Below are 17,203 nucleotides of genomic sequence, written 5' to 3' on the forward strand. Positions count from 1 at the left end.
GCACATGCGGCGATTTTTTTGTACCCGAGGAGCACAAATGTCCATCGAAGTCACCGAGTCCGTTCCTGTTGCCGGCCTCCAGCGCGAGCTCGAGCGGCAGCTCGAGGAACGGCTGGCGCTCATCCAGGAACTCGCACCATTCGCGCTGCCGAGCGTCGACCCTGTCGCCTACCAGGCGACGGCATCCCACCGGGTCGCGATCGAGCAGATCACCGCGGCGCTGAATCGGATCGCCCAGGGCACGTACGGCCGCTGCACCCGGTGCGGTCGGCAGATCGCGTCCGCGCGGCTCGAGGTACTCCCGTACGCGGCCGCCTGCATCGATTGTCAGAGCCATGCCGAAGCCGCGTAACCGCAAGCCCGTCGCCATCCCGTCCATCCCGCCTGTGGCTCGGGTCGTCGACGACCATCACCGAGAAGCAGCCATGACGTCCCTTCCAGCCCGGATTCTCGCTCGCGCGGGCGCGCTCCTGCGTCCGCGCGGCGATCGTCCCGCCGCGCATCGCCGGCTCGTCGATCCGCGCTCCGAGCCGCCGCCCGCTTCGACCGATGCTCCGGTCGATGCAGACGGCGGCCGGGCGAGCACGTTCCGCGGTGCCACGGCTCGCTTCGTCGCGCTCGGCTGAGCCGTCCGGTGGCTGTCACCTGTGGGTTGGGTCGCGATGACGGCGGGGGCGGGTACCGCGCCAGCGGCGGCATCCGTCACCACCCTGAACGCGTGGGTGCGGACGTCGCCAGTCAGTGCTGCCCGGCGGGGCCGTACGTGCCGGTGCTACGGCGCCCATTCGTAGGAGCGCAGCCACGATCGGCATAGGGCCGTCCAGGCCGAGGCGGGGCCGGCATCGCGGGCGAGTCCGAGGGCATGATTGCCCCGCTCGAAGATGTGCGCCTCGTGCGGAACACCCGAGCGCGCGAGCGCTGAGCCGAGTAGGTAGGCATGCTCGACAGGCACGACGGTGTCGCCCACGGTATGCCAGAAGAACGAAGGCGGCGCGCCGGGGGACACCAGACGGTCCAGCGACGTCGCTACGCGCAGCGCGGCGTCGGCGTCCTCGCCGAGCAGATTGATGCGTGATGTACCGTGCGAGCCGAGCTCCATGGACACGACGGGGTACGCGAGCGCCACGAAGTCGGGCACCTCGTCGCGCTCGCCGTGCGGTGCGTAGGCGGCGAGTCCCGCCGCGTGCCCGCCTGCCGAGAACCCCATCAAGCCCACGGTGTCCACACCGGCCGCGCGACGGCTTCGGATCTCTGCCCGAATCGCGAGCAGGGGACCCGGATGCCGCGTCATCAGCGGGTAGCGGAAGACGGATGCCGACACCCCGATCGACGCCAGCCAATCGACGATCGGCTCCGACGAGCGCTCCGCGTGTGTCGCATAGCTGCCGCCTGGGAGCACGAGGACGTGCACGGACGCGCCGCTCACTGAGGCACCGCCCGACCCCGCTGCCGGAAGTCCTCGAGCACGCGCTCCCAGGGGATCACCCCGTTCGCTTCCGCCCACCGCTGCCACGCGGCCTCGAGATCGGCGACGACGTCGGGGTGCTCGGCAGCGACGTCGGCCGTCTCGCCGCGATCGGCCTCGATGTCGTACAGCCCCCAGGGCCGGCCGGACTCACGGACGAGCTTGAAGCGCCCGCGGCGCGCGGCGGCGTTGCCCATGTGCTCCCAGCAGAGGGTGCGCTCCGCCGGAGCGTCCCCGGACCCGGGCTGCCGCCACAGCTCGAGGAGACTCACCCCGGGGCCGTCGCCCGGTTCGTCGACGGCATCGAGGATGCTGGGAACGATGTCGACGATGTGCGCGGGTGCGTGCGCGATCTCGCCGCCGGCGATGCCGCCGCCGGGCCAGTGGACGATGAACGGGGACGCGATACCGCCCTCGTGCACCCAGCGCTTGTAGAGCCGGAACGGAGCGTTCGACAGATGCGCCCACGGCCGTCCGTAGCTGGAATAGCCCGCTTCCGGGCCCGGGCGGATGCCCGGCTCGTTCCCGACCATGACCTCGACGCCGTCGCGCGTGAACGGCGGGCAGATGTCGGGGTTCATGCGGCGCTCCGAGAACGGAAGCTCTTCGGCACAGGCTCCGTTGTCGGAGCAGAAGACGATCAGCGTGTCGTCACGCACGCCATGGGCGTCGAGCGCCGCGATCAGGGTGCCGATGCCGCGGTCCATGATCTCGACCTGCGCCGCATAGACGGCCATGCGTTCGCTCTCCCACTCGGGGTCCGCAGCATCCGTCCACCGCGCCACGTCCGGGTCGGGGGCGGACTCGATCAGTCGTGCGATCCCGAGCTCGTGAAGCCGCTCCGCCCGCTCTTCTCGCAGCCGATCCCAGCCGCCCCGGTACCGCTCTCGGTACCTCGCGACATCCGCCTCGGGCGCGTGCAGCGGCCAGTGCGGTGCCGTGTAAGAGAGGTACAGGAAGAACGGCGTCCCCCGCTGCGCCGATCGCGCGACGAAATCCGCGGCACGGTGGGAGAGGTCGTCGGTGAGGTAGTAGTCGGCCGTCGTCTCTTCGTCCAGCCTCCGCTCCCCGTCGTACAGCGGAGGCCGGTAATAGCTGGATGCGCCGGGGAGGATGCCGTAGAACTCGTCGAATCCGCGATGGGTCGGCCACGTCTCGTTCGGCGTCGAGATGTCGGAGGACAGATGCCACTTCCCGACCAGGGCTGTGGCGTATCCCCGAGCCTTCAGCCGTTCGGCGATCGTCGGCGCGTCGACGCTGAGTGATCCCGCGTACCCGTGGGGACGGTCGTCCGTGGTGAGGATGCCGATACCGACCGAGTGGGACTCGCGGCCCGTCAGCAGCGCCGCGCGCGACGGGCTGCAGCGGGGAGTCGCGTAGAACGCGCTCATGCGCACCCCCGTCGCAGCGAGCCGATCCAGGTTCGGGGTCTCGATCTCGCCACCGAACGCCCCGGCATCCGAGAATCCGAGGTCGTCGGCGAGGATGACGACGATGTTCGGAGCCGTCATGAAGGCGTTCCGCCGCCGTCGAGGAGAACCGAGCGGTGCGGCGCGATGAACGCTTCGAGCGCACTCCTCTCGGATGCCGTGCACGCCGCCAGCGGCGGGGCCACGTGGGGCGGCAGCAGGCCGAGGAGGTCGAGGATCGCCTTCACCGCGGGCACGCCCGGCCGGATGCCGTGCAACCCGGTGAGCACCGTCGTGATCCGCTGCGCCTCGTCGGCGGCGGCGTCGTCGCCCGTGCGGAGGGCGGCGACGATCCGGAGCGCCAGTTCAGGCGCGACGTTCCCGGTGCCGGGCACGATGCCGTCGGCACCGAGACGCAGTCCCGCCACGAGTGCGGTCTCGCCGCCCTGACTGACGCCGAAGTCGGGACGCGACTCCTTGAGGGCCAGGAACCGCGTGAGCGTCTCGAGATCGCCGGAGCTGTCCTTCACCCCGACGACGTGAGCAAGGGCCGGAAGTTGCTCGATGACGGCCGGGCTCATCTCGTTCGTGTAGCGGGGGAGGTTGTAGACGATGACCGGGATGCCGAGCCTTTCGAACCGACGGTAGTGGTCGAGGATCTCGTCGTCCCGATGCCGGAAGTAGAAGGGAGGACACAGGGCGACCGCGTCCGCCCCCGCATCGACCGCGATCGTGCCGCGCTCCAGCGCCTCCGTCGTCGCGGGCGCCGTCGCATTGACGACGACCACCCCGGCCGGCACGCGTTCGCGCCAGGCGGCGACCATCTCGGCGACGTAGCGCGACAGGCTGCTCGTGGCGAGCAGCGGCCCCTCGCCGTTGCTCCCGAGCAGCATGAGCTTCGTGACGCCGGTGCGGGCCATCGCGTCCAGCAGCCGCGTGCTGGCCGAGGCATCCGGCATGCCGTTCTCGTCCAGGCCCGTCACGAGCGGGACGACCAGGCCATCGAGCAGTTCGACGCCGTTCATCAGTAGGGGCGCACTTCCGGCAGATCGGGCCACGCGAGCTCGATGCCCGCCGCGACGAGCCGCGCCTGGAAGTCCGCGAGCTCCCCGTCGTCGTTGCGCACGCCGGAAGGCGTGAGGCCGCGTTCGAGGCAGTGGGCCGCGAGAAGGCCCGCCACCTCGCCGACGTTCCACTCCACCGGGTGAAGGCGGAAGCAGCCGTTGGTGATGTGGGTCGTGCCGATGTTCTTGCCGGCGGGAAGCAGGTTGGTCACCCGCTGGGGGATGAGCGCTCCGAGAGGGATCTGGAACGGGCAGCTCGCGACGTCGATGTAGTTGTCGCCCCCGGTGGAGGGGTGCAGATCGATGCGGTACATGCCGATGCCCACGCTGTCGGCGTAGTCGACGGAACCTGCGTCGCCCCGGACCGCGAACGAGAGGTCCTGCTCGACGACCGTGTACTCGGCGCGGATCCGGCGGGACTCCCGGATGTACGGCGCCTTCGCGAAGCCGTCCGGCGTGCCCATGACGTCAGGTCGCAGCCGCAGCCCCGGCCAGCCGCGGCCGCCATCGGGACGCGGCACTTCGGTCTGCAGCCAATAGAGCATGCTCCGGGCAAGCTCGCGGCTGCCGTCGAGGTGGCGCTGCTTCTCGTCGTCGCTCACCCCGATGAGGCTTCCGTCCAGGTAGTCGATCATCGGCCAGTTGACGATCGTCACCTCGCTGTCGCAGAACCCGGGCTCGAAGACATCGCGAGAGACGATGCGGCGGAAGGCCCACAGTTCGCGGTCACCGGGATCGACGCTCTGATCGGCGACCACCTCGGCGGCCTTCTCGTGCGGCACGAAGCGCCGCTCCAGCGGCTCGAGCGTGCGCGGGTCCGGCGCGGTGAGACCGAGCAGTGGACCCGGCCAGTAGTCGGGGCGATACGAGCGCCAGTAGTCGTAGCAGGCGGGTCGCTCGATCGTATGGTCCTCGCCCTCGCGGTACTCGAGCGCGAACACCCACGAGAACGCCTGCATGTTGTCGGGCTGTGACTCGTCGGACGCGCTCGGCTCGCCCGTCTCTGCGCGCGACTCGAATCCCGTGACGAACTCCGTGCCCGTGAGGGGAAGCAGGTCGCCCAGTTCGGTCGCGTCCAGGAAGTACCGCGCCGTGACCGTGACGTCGCCGCGGGGACCGCTCAGGGTGACGGCGGTGACCTCGTCTCCGTCGGTGTCGGAGGCCACCGGGACGTGGTTGTACAGGATGCGCAGCCGCCCGGACGTGAGGTAGGGCGAGAGCAGGGACTCGAGGACGGATGCCGCGACCCGCGGTTCGTGACAGAGCCGGCTGACCCGCCCGCGGCCGGGATTGAGCTCGGGGTCGCCCATCGCCTCGGCCGTGAGCGGATACCAGCGTCGATAGTGCTCGCGGATGCTGTCACGCAGGGCGCGGTACGTGCGCGTAGCCCCGAATCGCTCGATCCACGGATGCTCGTCCGGGGGCACCCCCTGGCTGGTCAGCTGACCGCCGACCCAGTCGGTCTCTTCGCTGATGATCACGCGAAGCCCGCTGCGCACGGCGCTCAAGCCCGCCGCCACCCCTCCGAGCCCTCCTCCGACGATCATCACGTCGCACGTCTCGACCCCGACTTCAGTCAACGCTCTCCCTTTCATCGTGCTCATGTCGCGGCATCCGCTGATGCCTCCGCGCCGGACAGATCCAGCGCGGCGGCCAGGAGGTTCCGCGTGTACTCGTGCTGCGGGGCGCCGAAGATCTGCGCGGCGTCGCCGGATTCGACCAGCTCGCCGTGGCGCATGACCACGACGCGGTCTGCGATCTGCCGCACGACTCCGAGGTCGTGCGAGATGAACAGCATCGACAGCCCGTGCTCCTGCTTGAGATCCACCAGCAGACGCAGGATCTGAGCCTGCACCGAGACGTCGAGGGCTGAGACCGCCTCGTCGCACACGAGCAGGCGCGGCTTCATCGCAAGGGCCCGAGCGATGCTGACCCGCTGACACTGTCCGCCCGACAGCGCGGAGGGCCGGCGGTCGGCGACGCCTGAGTCGAGACCGACATCGTCCAGCAGCGCGGCGAGGGCCTTCTCGCGATCTCGAGCGGGTGCGATCGAGCGGTTCGTGCGCCATACCTCGTTGATGATCGCGCGCACGCTCATGCGGGGGTTCAACGATGAGCGCGGGTCTTGGAACACCATCTGAAGCTCGCGCTTGAGTGCGGCGGGGCGGCGCGAGACCACGTCGAGCGGCGCGCCGCCGAACATCATCGTGCCCTCTTGCGGGCGCTGCAGGCCTACGACGCAGCGGGCGACGGTGGTCTTTCCCGAACCGGACTCGCCGACCAGCGCGAGAGTCTCGTTACCACCGAGGGTGAACGAGACGTCATCGACGGCCCGGGGAGCAGGCGGCTTACCAGGCTTCTCGCGACGTTTGCGGCTGAAGTCGACGACGAGGTCGCGGACCTCGAGCAGATCGCCGTTCATGCCGGGACCTCCTCGGCGAAGTGACACGCGCTGCGGCGGCCGGGTCCGACTTCGATCAGCGCCGGATCCACGTCGCGGCAGATGTCGCGTGCCATCGGGCATCGGGGGTGGAAGGCGCAGCCGGTGGGACGAGCGCGCGGATTGGCGGGTGCACCGGGAAGCGGATCGGCGATCGCGCTCTTCGCGCTGACAGAGGGAACGCTGCGCACGAGGGCGCGGGTATAGGGATGCCGTGGCCGCCGCAAGAGCTCGCGCGCCGGGCCACGCTCGGCCACCCTGCCGGCATACATCACGACGAGGTGGTCCGCGACGTGCGCCATGACGCGCAGATCGTGACTGACCAGGAGCATCGCAGTCCCCTCGTTGTCCCGCAGCGAGCGCAGCAGGTCGAGGATGCGCGCCTGCACCGTGACGTCGAGTGCGGTCGTCGGCTCGTCCGCGAGGATCAGCTGCGGTGTGCCGGCGAGTGCGAGCGCGACCATCGCCCGCTGGCGCATGCCGCCCGAGAACTGGTGGGGGTAGTCGTTCGCGCGAGCGGCGGGATCGGGGATCCCCGCCCGGTCGAGGAGTGCGACCGCGGTTTGCTGGGCCTCGGTGCGGCTCGACCCGTTCGCGCGCAGGATCTCGCCCACCTGCTTGCCGATGCGCTGCGTCGGATTCAGGGCTGCGAGGGGGTCCTGGAAGATCATCGAGATCTCACGACCGCGGACCTTGCGCCGTTCGTCCTCGTTCATGGTCAGCAGGTCCCGACCACGGAAGCGGATGCGGCCGCCGGTCGTGGAGCCGGGAGGCAGCAGCCCGAGGACGGCCATGGCCGTCATCGTCTTGCCGCTCCCGGACTCCCCGATCAGACCGGTCGTGTTGCCCGCCTGCATCGAGAACGAGACGTCGTCGATGATGCGCACGGGACCTTCCGCTCCGGGGACGTCGACCGTCAGGTTCTCGACCTCCAGCAGCGGCGGTTCGGTGCTCCGTGCATCTGTCATCGACGATCCCCGTTCCTACTCGGCTGCGATCGAGACGCCGGAGAAGTCGACGCGGCCGTCCGGCGCCGGCTCGAAACCCTGCACGTTGCTCTGCCACGCGTACGCCGTCTCCACGAACATCGGGTACATGCCCACGGCGTCGTTCCAGATGATCTCGATCGCGTCGGCGTAGAGCGCTTCGCGCTCCTCCACATCACCGGTCGATCCTGCAGCGGCCAGGAGCTCGTCGAGGTCCGGGTTGCAGTAGCCCATGCGGTTGGCGGCGCAGGTGTACAGGCGTCCGAGGTTGGTCGCGGCGTCGAAGCCCGCCGAGCCGAGCTGCTGGATGTTGATGTCCCAGTTCAGCGCGAGGAGGTCCTCGAGGAACACCGCCTGTTCCTTCTCGAGCACTTCGACCTGCACTCCGATCTCGGCGAGGTCGGAGGCGACGGCCTTCGTGACTTCGGCGAACTGCGGCTGCGAGTACTGGAAGCGCAGGACGGTCGAGTAGTCGAACCCGGCCTCGTCCAGGGCGGCCTTCGCCGCCTCGGGGTCGAACCCAACTGCCTCCTGCGGCGCGTAGCCGAGGACATTCGGTGCCACCGGCGAGTCGGCGAGGCTGCCTGTCTCGGGGAAGAGGCTGGCGATGATCGTCTCGAAATCGACCGCCTGCCACAGGGCCCGGCGCACCTCGGCGTCGGCGAGTGCCGGCGTCGAGCTGTTCATCCACATCGTGAGGACCGCGGCGCTGGGGATGGTCTCGACGACGAGTCCGCTGTCCTCACGGAGCATGGTGACCTGATCGTCGGGCATTCCCCACGCGGCTTGGATCTCTCCGGTCTGCAGCGCTGTGATGCGCGCCGCGAGCTCGGGGATCGTGCGCATCTCGAGCGACTCGAGGGTCGGCACCCCGTCCCAGTAGTTCGGGTTGGGTACGAGCCGGAGCGACGATCCGGGCACGAACTCGTCCACCATGAAGGCTCCGGATCCGACCGGCTCGCTGAAGCTCGCCTCGTCGACGTCGGCGGGGGTGACGACGAAGTTGACCAGCTTGCCGAGCAGCGCGGCGTCCGAGGCCGGGGGAGTGAAGACGACGGTGGTCTCATCCGGAGCCGCGACCGTGTAGTCCTTGAAGTTGCCGGCGAGCGGCCCGGCAAGCGCCAGGAGCCGCTCGAACGATGCCACGACGTCCTCCGACGTCACGGGCGTCTCGTCCGAGAACACGATGTCGTCGCGGAGTGTGAACGTCCATTCGCTCGCGTCCTCGTTGGACTCCCACGACTCCGCGAGTTCGCCCTCGAACTCGCCTGCCCCTGTCGTCTTGAGCAGGTTGCTGAAGATCGCCTCTGCCGCGAGGCCGGTTCCGCCGTCCTGCGACAGGGCGCCGTGCGGGTCCAGGCCCTCGATCGGGAACTGCACGCCGACGATGAGCTCCTGTTCCTCGGCGAGTGGCGCTTCCGATGTGTCGGGGGACCCGGTGGTTGTGGTGGTGGTGCACCCCGCGAGAGCGAGGACGGCGATCGCCGCGCCCACCACGGAGAGTGCGGTTCTTGTGCTGTGCATTCTCTTCTTCTCCTTGCGTGACTTCGTTGTCGGGTTCATCTGTGATCACCGCTGGTGAAGCGAGCGGTGAGCCGGTCTCCGAGCAGCCCTGCGCAGATGACGAGTCCGCTCAGGGCGATGCCGGGAAAGGTCGAGATCCACCAGGCGCTGCCGAGGTATGTACGTCCTTCGGCGATGGTCTGCCCCCACGACACCGAGGAGGGTGGCAGCCCCAGGCCCAGGAAGCTGAGCCCTGCTTCGGCGAGCACCGCGCCGGCGAACTCGGTGGTGGCGAGCGCGACGATCGGGCCGAGGACGAACGGTGCGATGTGCCGGCCCAGGAGAAGTGGCGTGCGCACTCCGATGAGCCGTGCGGCATCGACCCAGGGGCGTTCGCGCAATGAGAGGCCGAGCCCGCGAGAGAGCCTCGCGAAGCCGATCCAGTTCGCCACAGAGAGGGCGATGATCACGACGAGCATGCTGCGCTCGAAGACGCCCGTGATGATGATGGCGAGCAGGATGCCGGGAAACGCGAGCAGCACGTCGATCAGGCGCGACACCGCGACGTCGACCCAGCCGCTGAAGTAGCCGGCGATGGTGCCCAACAGCACGCCGACGAACCCTGAGATGACGACGACGCACGTGCCGATGATGAGGGAGGTGCGGGTGCCGTACACGAGCTGGCCGACCATGTCGCGGCCGAGACCGTCCGTGCCGAGCGGGTAGAAGGCGCCGTCGGCGCCGACAGACCCGGGCGGCAGCAGACGGTCGCCGACCGAGGTGAAGACGGGATCGTACGAGATCACGAGCGGTCCGATGAGGGCCACGAGCACGTACATGCCGATGATCGCGAGCGGAATCATGCCGGCGGTCGCGCTCAGTCGGCGTCCGCGGCCCGCGAAGACGCTGGTCAGTGAGATGGCGGTCATGAGCGCACCAGCCGGATCCGCGGGTCGAGCTGCGCGTAGAGCAGGTCGACGGTGAGATTGAGGATCACGACGATCGTCGCGGCGACCAGAGTCCCTGCCTGGACGATCGCGTAGTCGCGATTCGACACGGCCGACACGAGGAGTGTGCCCAGTCCCGGCCACGCGAACACGTTCTCGACGATGACGGCACCGCCGAGCAGTGCGCCGACCTGCAGGCCGAAGATCGTGACGATCGGGATCGAGGAGTTGCGCATCACGTGACCGGTGAGCACGCGACGCTCGGAGAGCCCCTTGGAGCGAGCGGTCTGCACGTACCCCTCCGACATCGTCTCCACGACGCTGCTCCTCGCGATACGGGTGAGCAGCGCGATGAAAGGCGCGGCGAGCGTCACCGCCGGCAGTACGAGGTGGGCCCAGCTGCCGGTGCCCGAGCTCGGCAGCACCTGCAGCTCGAGGGAGAACAGCAGGATGAGCATGATGCCGACCCAGAACGTCGGCATCGCCTGCAGCGTGAGGGCGAGGCCGGAGATCCCCCGGTCGCGCAGTGAGCCGGGGCGAGACCCGGCGAGCGCGCCCAGCACGAGACCGAACAGCGCGATGGCGGTCGCTGCGAGGGTGAGCTCGATGGTGGCCGGAAGCCGGCTCATGACGAGCTCCAGTGCAGGCTGGCCGAAGCGATAGGAGTCGCCGAAGTCGAGCTGCAGCACATTGACCAGATACAGCCCGTACTGCACCAGCAGCGGCGCGTTCAGGCCGAGCTCCTCCCGCAGGGCCTCGACTTCCTCGGTGGTCGCATCGGGTCCGAGCAGGATCGTCGCCTGGTCGCCAGGCACCATGCGGACGATGATGAACACGAGCGTGACGGCGCCCCAGATGATGAACAGTCCGCTTCCCACGGCCCTGAGCATGTATCGGGTCACGTGTGCACCGAGACGGACGAGGCGAGGGCGATCGAGTTCCCGTCGACCGGCTCGCAGGGCAGGAGCTTCTGCAACGGCCCGGCATCGCGGTCCTCGAGGAGGGTGATGAGCATCCGGACGGCTTCCTGCCCCATCTCCGCCCGCGGCAGCGCGAGCCCGGTCCAGATCCGCGTGGGCGTCGACCCCGGCGCTTCACCGAGGAAGGCCACCGACAGATCGGTGGGGATGCGGATGCCGGCGCTCGCTGCGGCGAGCTCGAGTGCGCGGCCGATGCCATCGGCCTCGCGCGGCTCTACGAGGATCGCGGTGATTCCGGCATCCGTCCACGAGCGCAGCAGTTCGGCATCGATCTCGGACCCGTCTCCGACCTGGTGCACCAGGTCGGGCGTGAAGGGCAGGCCGGCTGCTTCGAGGCCTGCGCGATGACCGGCGGCACGGTCGAGGCCGGGCTCCGCCCCCTCCGCGCGGCGCACCAGCAGGATGCGGCTGTGGCCCATCGCGGCGAGCCGCTGCACCATCGTCTTCGTGGCGTTCGCATAGTCGGCACCGACGTACGAGAGGCGGACCCCCTCGACTTCGCGTCGGCCGATGAAGACGTAGGGGAAGTCCTCGCGTGAGAGCCGCGCGAGCTCGTCACGCGCGAGGTGGCGACCGAGAAGGACGCATCCGTCCGACTTGAGCAGGCGGTTGGACCCTCCGGCGTAGATGCTGCGCTCCGTCGATCCGCCGGCCGACGTGAAGAGCAGCATGTCGTAGCCCAGCAGTGCAGCCTCGGCCTCGACCCCTTGGAGGAACGGGAAGTAGAAGTCCCGCTCGCTCACCGGGAACACCGGCTCGAACGTGTAGAGGCCGAGGATGCGGTTCCCCTTGCCGCGAAGGCTGCGCGCCGCGGTGTTCACGGTGTACCCGAGCTCCGCGATGACGGCCAGCACGGCCTCGCGGCGATCGGCCGACACCTGCGAGCCGTGGCCGTTGATGACGAGCGACACCGTCGCCTGCGACACCCCGGCACGACGCGCGATCTCGACCTGTGTCGGACGGCGGCTTCCCTGTCGTGTCCCCAACTGAACGCTCCGTTACGTATTAGGAAATGGGCGTTCCCGACTGTATATGAGCCCCTTCGAAGGCGTCAAGCGTCGATTCCTGGCCAAACTTCGGTCGCGATCTCCCCTTGCAAGGCGGTTCTGGATGCCGTTACCCTGCCAATCACTAATACGAAACGATGAAGTGATCAAACCACGAGCGAAGGAGCTCAGTGAAGCTCGCGACATTCCTGCACGAGAACTCCGAACAGTGGGGATTCGTGTGGGCGGACCCCGTCACCGCGGAGCTGCGCATCGTCGAACCCGGCCTTGCCGAGGCGGCGCTCGCCGGGAGCGGAGGCGGGACGAGCGGCTATGCGGCGAGCCGGCCGAGCTTCCTGGGCACGTGGCCCGGCACGCTCGCGGAATTCCTCGCGCTCGGCGATGAGGGAATGGCCGTGCTCGACCGGCTGGAGCGCTTCCTGGCGCGGTTCGCCTCCCAGTCCGATGCCACGATCCTCGACACGATCTCGCACGCGGTCGCCGACGTCGAGCTGCTCGCGCCCATCCCGCGCCCGCGGCTGTGCCTCGGGCTCGTCACCAACTCGCCGTCCTTCGCCCGAGCCAATCCGCGCATCGAGCATCTGAACCTGTTCCCCGTGGCGCACCAGCGCCCGCAGGGGAGTGTCGTGGGCGCGGGAGCCGCCGTGCTCATGCGCAACGGACATCACGATCCGCTCATGTCGTTCAATGTCGAGCTCGGGGTGATCATCGGCCGGGGAGGGCGGGAGATCCCGCTGAACGAGGCGATGCGCCATGTCGCCGGCTATACGAATGTGACCGACGTGGCGGGCACGTACTACTACGGCCGAGTGCCGGGGAACGCGGGGCGCGGCTACAGCCTGCCCGCCGAGTACGGTGATTGGTTCTTCCAGGCCACGGCGTCTTGGGGCGGGAAGATCGCCGACACGCTGTGCCCGGTGGGGCCCTTTCTCGTCACGAAGGACGAGGTCGGCGATCCGTACGACCTGCTCGTGTACACGCGGCAGGACGGGCGCCAGCGCGACCGTGCGCACACTTCGGCGACGATCCTCGGGGTCGAACGGGTCATCCAGTGGTACTCCTCGTTCGCCACGCTGCATCCCGGCGACATCCTCCATCTCGGCACCATGGGCGTCGACGGGCTGGCGATCCCGCGTGAGGTCGTCGAGCGCCGCGAGGTCGTGCTCGAATCGGAAATCGAGCAGCTGGGCGTCCTGCGCAACCCCGTCCAGGTGGTGCCGGTCGGTGAGCGCGTGCCGTTCGACCGGCATCCGTCCTACGCGATCAGGCGCGCGGCGCAGGAACCGCCGACGGACGCCGCCACCTGGCATCCCGACGATGCCCGGCATGTGTTCACGGCCTTCGGCAATCACATCGGCGCGCCGGGCGAAGGTCTGCCGCGACTGCAGGTCCCTCGCTTCTTCACCGGACCGGCGAGCTCTCTCGGGGCAGACGGATCGCGCGTGGTGCTGCCTGCTCGCGCGACGGTCGTCGAGGTGACGATCGAGCTCGCGGCGATCATCGGCCGGCTCGCGTCGGACGTCGACCCGGACGATGCGGAGTCGTACATCGCCGGCCTCTCGCCAGTCGTGTCGCTGTGCGACGAGTCGTTCGGCGACGCCGTTGCCGAACCCGCCCGGCTCGGCGAACGGCACATCCCCGCCGTGTACGGCCGGTGGGGCGACGGCTTCAACGTGATCGGTGCGCTCGAGCCGCAATCCGGCAGATGGCGCGGGCGTCGCATGCGTCTGGACGCGGGCGACGAGTCCGTCTCCGGCTCCACCGACGATTACCTAGACGGCGCAGCTGAGATGCTCGCCACGATCTCGGCGGTGACGACGCTGTTTCCCGGCGACGTGATCCTGCTCGGCCGCACGGCCGCCACGCTGCGACTGCCGGTGAGCGGAGGCGTCGTCGCCGGCGAGATCGAGGGTCTCGGGCGCGTGCGCGCCGAGATCGTACGGGCAGGTGCGGGCGGGGCGACGGACGGGGAGGCATCCGCATGACAGCGGGCCGCGGCATCCATCAGAACCTCCTCATCCTCCACTGCCATGACTTGGGACGCTTCCTCGGCGCGTACGGAGTGCAGACCGTGTCGACGCCGAACCTCGACGCGCTCGCCGCACGGTCGGCGGTCTTCGACGACGCGTTCGCCACCTCGCCGCAATGCAGCCCGGCGCGCGCTTCCCTCTTCACCGGGACCTACCCGCAGCGCAACGGCGTGCTCGGCCTCACTCACTCGCCGTTCGACTGGGATCTCGCCGATCCGTCGTCGCACCTCGCGACACGGCTGAAGCGCGAGGGATTCCGCACCCACCTGATCGGGGTGCAGCACGAGTCACGGGTGCTCGACGAGGATGTCGTGGCGCAACGCCTGGGATTCGACCATGTGGAGTCGACCGGCGCGGGAGGTTCGCGCTCGGAGCGGTCAGGAATCGTCGTGGGCGACCGTGCGATCGACGCTCTGTCCCGGTACGCCGGTGATTCCCGGCCCTTCTATCTGCAGGTCGGATTCTTCGAGCCCCATCGCGCGCCGGACCCGCGGGACGAGCCCGGCGTCATGGGATTCCTCGGCGGCTACATCGAGCCCGACTCCTCGCGTGGCCACGGGGTGCCGGGCTACCTTCGCGACGACGACGGCGCCCGCGCCGAGATCGCCGAGCTGCAAGGGGCGGTGCGCTATCTGGATGAGCACGTCGGCCGGGTGCTGGACGCTGTCGAGAGACTCGGACTCGCCGACGAGACGATCGTCGTCTTCACCACGGATCACGGGCTCGCGCTGCCACGTGCGAAGTGCACCCTCTACGACCCGGGACTGGAGGTCGCTCTCATCGTGCACGCGCCCGGCAGACATGCGTGGAGCGGAGTTCGCGTCGGTGGACTCGTGAGCCACCTCGACGTGCGGCCCACCGCGCTCGGGCTGCTCGGCCTCCGACCCGACGACGACCCCGACGGCACGAGTCTCGTGCCGGTGGTCGAGTCGGCGGCGACCGCGCACCCGCACGTCTTCGGGCAGCTGACCTATCACGACTACTACAGCCCCCGACGCTCGGTGCGCTCCGACAAGTACAAGCTCATCGTCAACTTCGACAACGCCCCCAACCCGATGGATGCCACCCAGTCGTGGCTGCGGCGCAGTTCGGTGCGTGACCTGACGAAGGGCGGCATGCGCACCAGTCCGCTCGTCGAGCTCTACGACCTCGAGGTCGATCCCGGCGAAGAGCTCGACATCGCCGCGTCGCCTCGCAACGCGAGGATCCGCGACGAGCTCGCCGCAGCAATGCTCGGGTGGATGCGCGACGTGGACGACCCACTGCTTTCCCAGGGGCCGCGATCCCCGCACCATGCCGCGGCCGTGCAGTTCCTGACCACCGCAGGTGCGTGAACGACCGAAGGAGTAGGACGAGGAATGTCAACGCTCAGTAGACGGCACGTGATGGGTGCGGCAGGCATAGCCGCGCTCGGTGCCACCATGGCCGGACAGCTGTCTCCCTCACAGCCTGCCGCGGCGGCCGAGGCCACCGCCGACGCGCTGATGGGAACGACCCCGCAGGAGTTCGGCGCGGTCGGGGACGGGGTCGCTGATGACACGGATGCCATCCAGCAGGCCATCGACGCCCAGCTCACGCGTCCGAACAAGATCGTGTTCTTCCCTCCGGGGACCTACCGCATCACGCGCACGCTGGTCGTGCCCGACGTCGAAGGACTCGGGGGCGACAACTTCAACCGCATCGTGCTGGCCGGTGCGAGCACCATGAGCTCCCGGGTGTCGATCATCGATGTCGACTTCGACGGGACGGGACTCGAGATGCGAGCTCCCCTCGCCGCACTGCGGGGGCTCTGCTTCGTGGCGCCGGCCAGTCTGAAGAACACCGTCGCGGTGCAGTCGGCGCGCGATGCCAACCGAGTGGGCGCGAACACCGACGACGTCGATCTCGTTGTGACGGAGTGCACCTTCATCGAGTTCTACCTCGCGCTCAGGCACGTGGGTCGTGGGCTCGTGTTCACGAACAACCTGGTCGCCGTCGGCGATTTCGGCATCGACATCTCGTGGCCCACGGCCGGCGTCTCCGGCACCGGCGTGCACCTCCTGCCGTATGGCATGCGCAAGTGGCTGATCGAGGGCAACCACTTCCACAGCATGGGAACCGCGATCCGGACGACGGGGGAGAACGCGGGGAGCTTCCGCGGCGCGATCATCGCCAACAACGTGCTCGACATCGGGCGTCGGCTGTTCGAGGGCGGCATCATCAACTCGACCTTCACGGGCAACGTGGTCGAGAACGGCTCGGGCGGTGCGCTGATCAACATCACTGCGGGGGGAACGAACCTCACCTTCACCGGGAACGTGCTCGGCGGCGGTGAGCCGACCGGTGGCGGGCGGCCGCCGTACTCGATCGCGTTCGACACCGCCGTGCAGGCACGCAACGTCGCGATCACCGGGAACACCTTCAACTGGGTCACCCGTTCTCCGGTGTACTTCGCGGCCGCCGCTGCGGAGATCACGATCTCAGGGAACTCCTTCGACAACTGGAACCTGGATCAGGATGAGCGCTGGGGCGCCGTCCGCATCAACGGCGATGCGACGGATGTGTCGCTCCTCGGCAACCTGTTCGGAGCGAACCCCGTGACCGAAGCGCCGCCGGTGCGGGTGACCGGGACCCTCACCCGCTCCACGATCACGGGCAACACCTTCGACAACACGGCGGGTGTGGTGTGGGCGCAGGTGATCGGGGCCGACAATGTCATCGAGCGGCGCCGTCCCGGTGCGATGGAGCAGGAGGTGACGGCAGCCGCCAACGCAGCGATCGTCGTCCGCGCCACCACGACCGGTGTCCACGACGTCGGGGCAGACGCGTACGGAGCATTCGTCGCCGCCTCGGATCAGAGCGCGGGCGCCGGGCCGGGCGTGAAGGGCGGCATGCGCGTCGTTCCCGTGAACGAGGTCGGATCGACCGCCGTCGACCTGCTGTGCTCCACGGACGACGAGAACGGCGTCGCCGCGATGCGCGTCGACATAACGGGCATCACGCCGACTGCCGACAACGCCCGTGATCTCGGCTCGGCCGAGAACCGAATGCGCACCGTGTTCGCCCACGGCGTCCAGCTCGCGGCGGGGCCGAGGCCGCAGCCTGCGCTGGGTGCGATGGCGATGGTAACGGATGCCGCCGGCACGAGCGTGCTCGCGGTGTCGGACGGAACCAGATGGCTGCGCGTGGTGCTCGGAAACCCCGTGTAGACGTCGCCGGAGGCACGCAAGCGCCTCGCCCTCGGAGGTCAAGAGACACACCTTCGGGGGCGGGGTGCGTTCGGCCAACCATCTTGACCTCGACTTACCCGGCTTGTGTCCACCGTGTGTCCACCTGGAAGAGATATCACCGGCCCGGGGCTGTGCTGCCGACGTAACTGACGTTCAGAGTCGG

At 69.0% G+C, this 17,203-nt stretch carries 15 protein-coding genes; 5 read left to right on the forward strand and 10 right to left on the reverse strand.

The window, feature by feature from the left end:
• Window positions 1–37 precede the first annotated feature (37 nt).
• Together ACI3KX_RS01685 and ACI3KX_RS01690 are read left to right on the forward strand one after the other, a co-directional pair.
• Window positions 38–352, forward strand: a complete 315-nt coding sequence (locus ACI3KX_RS01685) for a TraR/DksA C4-type zinc finger protein (protein ID WP_363358170.1) — start codon at window positions 38–40, stop codon at window positions 350–352.
• Window positions 353–425: 73 nt separating this feature from the next.
• Window positions 426–626: a hypothetical protein gene (locus ACI3KX_RS01690; protein WP_404907322.1), complete on the forward strand. Its 201-nt coding sequence runs from the start codon at window positions 426–428 to the stop codon at window positions 624–626.
• 146 nt (window positions 627–772) lie between these two features.
• On the opposite strand, the gene ACI3KX_RS01695 is transcribed toward ACI3KX_RS01690, so the two are convergent.
• The 10 genes from ACI3KX_RS01695 to ACI3KX_RS01740 are packed head-to-tail and all read right to left on the reverse strand — an operon-like array spanning window position 773 to window position 11,780.
• The gene (locus ACI3KX_RS01695) at window positions 773–1,426 is read right to left on the reverse strand and encodes an alpha/beta hydrolase (RefSeq protein WP_404907324.1); all 654 of its coding nucleotides are present in this window, start codon (window positions 1,424–1,426) and stop codon (window positions 773–775) included.
• Complete coding sequence (locus ACI3KX_RS01700) at window positions 1,423–2,976, reverse strand: arylsulfatase (RefSeq protein ID WP_404907326.1); 1,554 nt, start codon at window positions 2,974–2,976, stop codon at window positions 1,423–1,425. The genes ACI3KX_RS01695 and ACI3KX_RS01700 overlap by 4 nt, the downstream gene beginning before the upstream one ends.
• Complete coding sequence (locus ACI3KX_RS01705; RefSeq protein WP_404907328.1) at window positions 2,973–3,899, reverse strand: dihydrodipicolinate synthase family protein; 927 nt, start codon at window positions 3,897–3,899, stop codon at window positions 2,973–2,975. Before ACI3KX_RS01705 ends, ACI3KX_RS01700 begins: the two co-directional genes overlap by 4 nt.
• A complete protein-coding gene (locus ACI3KX_RS01710; protein ID WP_404907330.1) occupies window positions 3,899–5,518 on the reverse strand; it encodes an FAD-dependent oxidoreductase in 1,620 nt (539 codons plus the stop codon). The genes ACI3KX_RS01705 and ACI3KX_RS01710 overlap by 1 nt, the downstream gene beginning before the upstream one ends.
• A gap of 20 nt (window positions 5,519–5,538) precedes the next feature.
• Window positions 5,539–6,360, reverse strand: a complete 822-nt coding sequence (locus tag ACI3KX_RS01715) for an ABC transporter ATP-binding protein (RefSeq protein WP_404907331.1) — start codon at window positions 6,358–6,360, stop codon at window positions 5,539–5,541.
• Window positions 6,357–7,346 (reverse strand): ABC transporter ATP-binding protein, encoded by a 990-nt coding sequence (locus ACI3KX_RS01720; RefSeq protein ID WP_404907333.1) that lies wholly within the window; start codon window positions 7,344–7,346, stop codon window positions 6,357–6,359. Before ACI3KX_RS01720 ends, ACI3KX_RS01715 begins: the two co-directional genes overlap by 4 nt.
• Window positions 7,347–7,361: 15 nt before the next feature.
• Complete coding sequence (locus ACI3KX_RS01725) at window positions 7,362–8,888, reverse strand: ABC transporter substrate-binding protein (RefSeq protein WP_363358162.1); 1,527 nt, start codon at window positions 8,886–8,888, stop codon at window positions 7,362–7,364.
• Between the two features lie 35 nt (window positions 8,889–8,923).
• Entirely contained in the window at window positions 8,924–9,796 is an 873-nt protein-coding gene (locus ACI3KX_RS01730; RefSeq protein WP_404907335.1) for an ABC transporter permease, read from the reverse strand.
• The gene (locus ACI3KX_RS01735) at window positions 9,793–10,716 is read right to left on the reverse strand and encodes an ABC transporter permease (RefSeq protein ID WP_404907337.1); all 924 of its coding nucleotides are present in this window, start codon (window positions 10,714–10,716) and stop codon (window positions 9,793–9,795) included. Before ACI3KX_RS01735 ends, ACI3KX_RS01730 begins: the two co-directional genes overlap by 4 nt.
• Window positions 10,713–11,780, reverse strand: coding sequence for a LacI family DNA-binding transcriptional regulator (locus tag ACI3KX_RS01740; RefSeq protein ID WP_404907339.1), 1,068 nt, complete (start codon window positions 11,778–11,780; stop codon window positions 10,713–10,715). Before ACI3KX_RS01740 ends, ACI3KX_RS01735 begins: the two co-directional genes overlap by 4 nt.
• A gap of 191 nt (window positions 11,781–11,971) precedes the next feature.
• Here ACI3KX_RS01740 and ACI3KX_RS01745 point away from each other — a divergent pair, with 191 nt between their 5' ends.
• Genes ACI3KX_RS01745 through ACI3KX_RS01755 form a run of 3 tightly spaced genes read left to right on the forward strand, consistent with a single transcriptional unit; the run spans window position 11,972 to window position 17,019 of the window.
• The gene (locus ACI3KX_RS01745) at window positions 11,972–13,786 is read left to right on the forward strand and encodes a fumarylacetoacetate hydrolase family protein (RefSeq protein ID WP_404907341.1); all 1,815 of its coding nucleotides are present in this window, start codon (window positions 11,972–11,974) and stop codon (window positions 13,784–13,786) included.
• The gene (locus tag ACI3KX_RS01750; RefSeq protein ID WP_404907343.1) at window positions 13,783–15,165 is read left to right on the forward strand and encodes a sulfatase; all 1,383 of its coding nucleotides are present in this window, start codon (window positions 13,783–13,785) and stop codon (window positions 15,163–15,165) included. The genes ACI3KX_RS01745 and ACI3KX_RS01750 overlap by 4 nt, the downstream gene beginning before the upstream one ends.
• A 24-nt stretch (window positions 15,166–15,189) precedes the next feature.
• Window positions 15,190–17,019 carry a glycosyl hydrolase family 28-related protein gene (locus ACI3KX_RS01755; RefSeq protein ID WP_404907344.1) on the forward strand — a complete coding sequence of 610 codons (1,830 nt, stop codon included), beginning with the start codon at window positions 15,190–15,192 and terminating at the stop codon, window positions 17,017–17,019.
• The last annotated feature ends 184 nt before the right edge of the window (window positions 17,020–17,203 follow it).

This window comes from Microbacterium sp. ZW CA_36 (assembly GCF_044987475.1).
Lineage (GTDB): Bacteria > Actinomycetota > Actinomycetes > Actinomycetales > Microbacteriaceae > Microbacterium.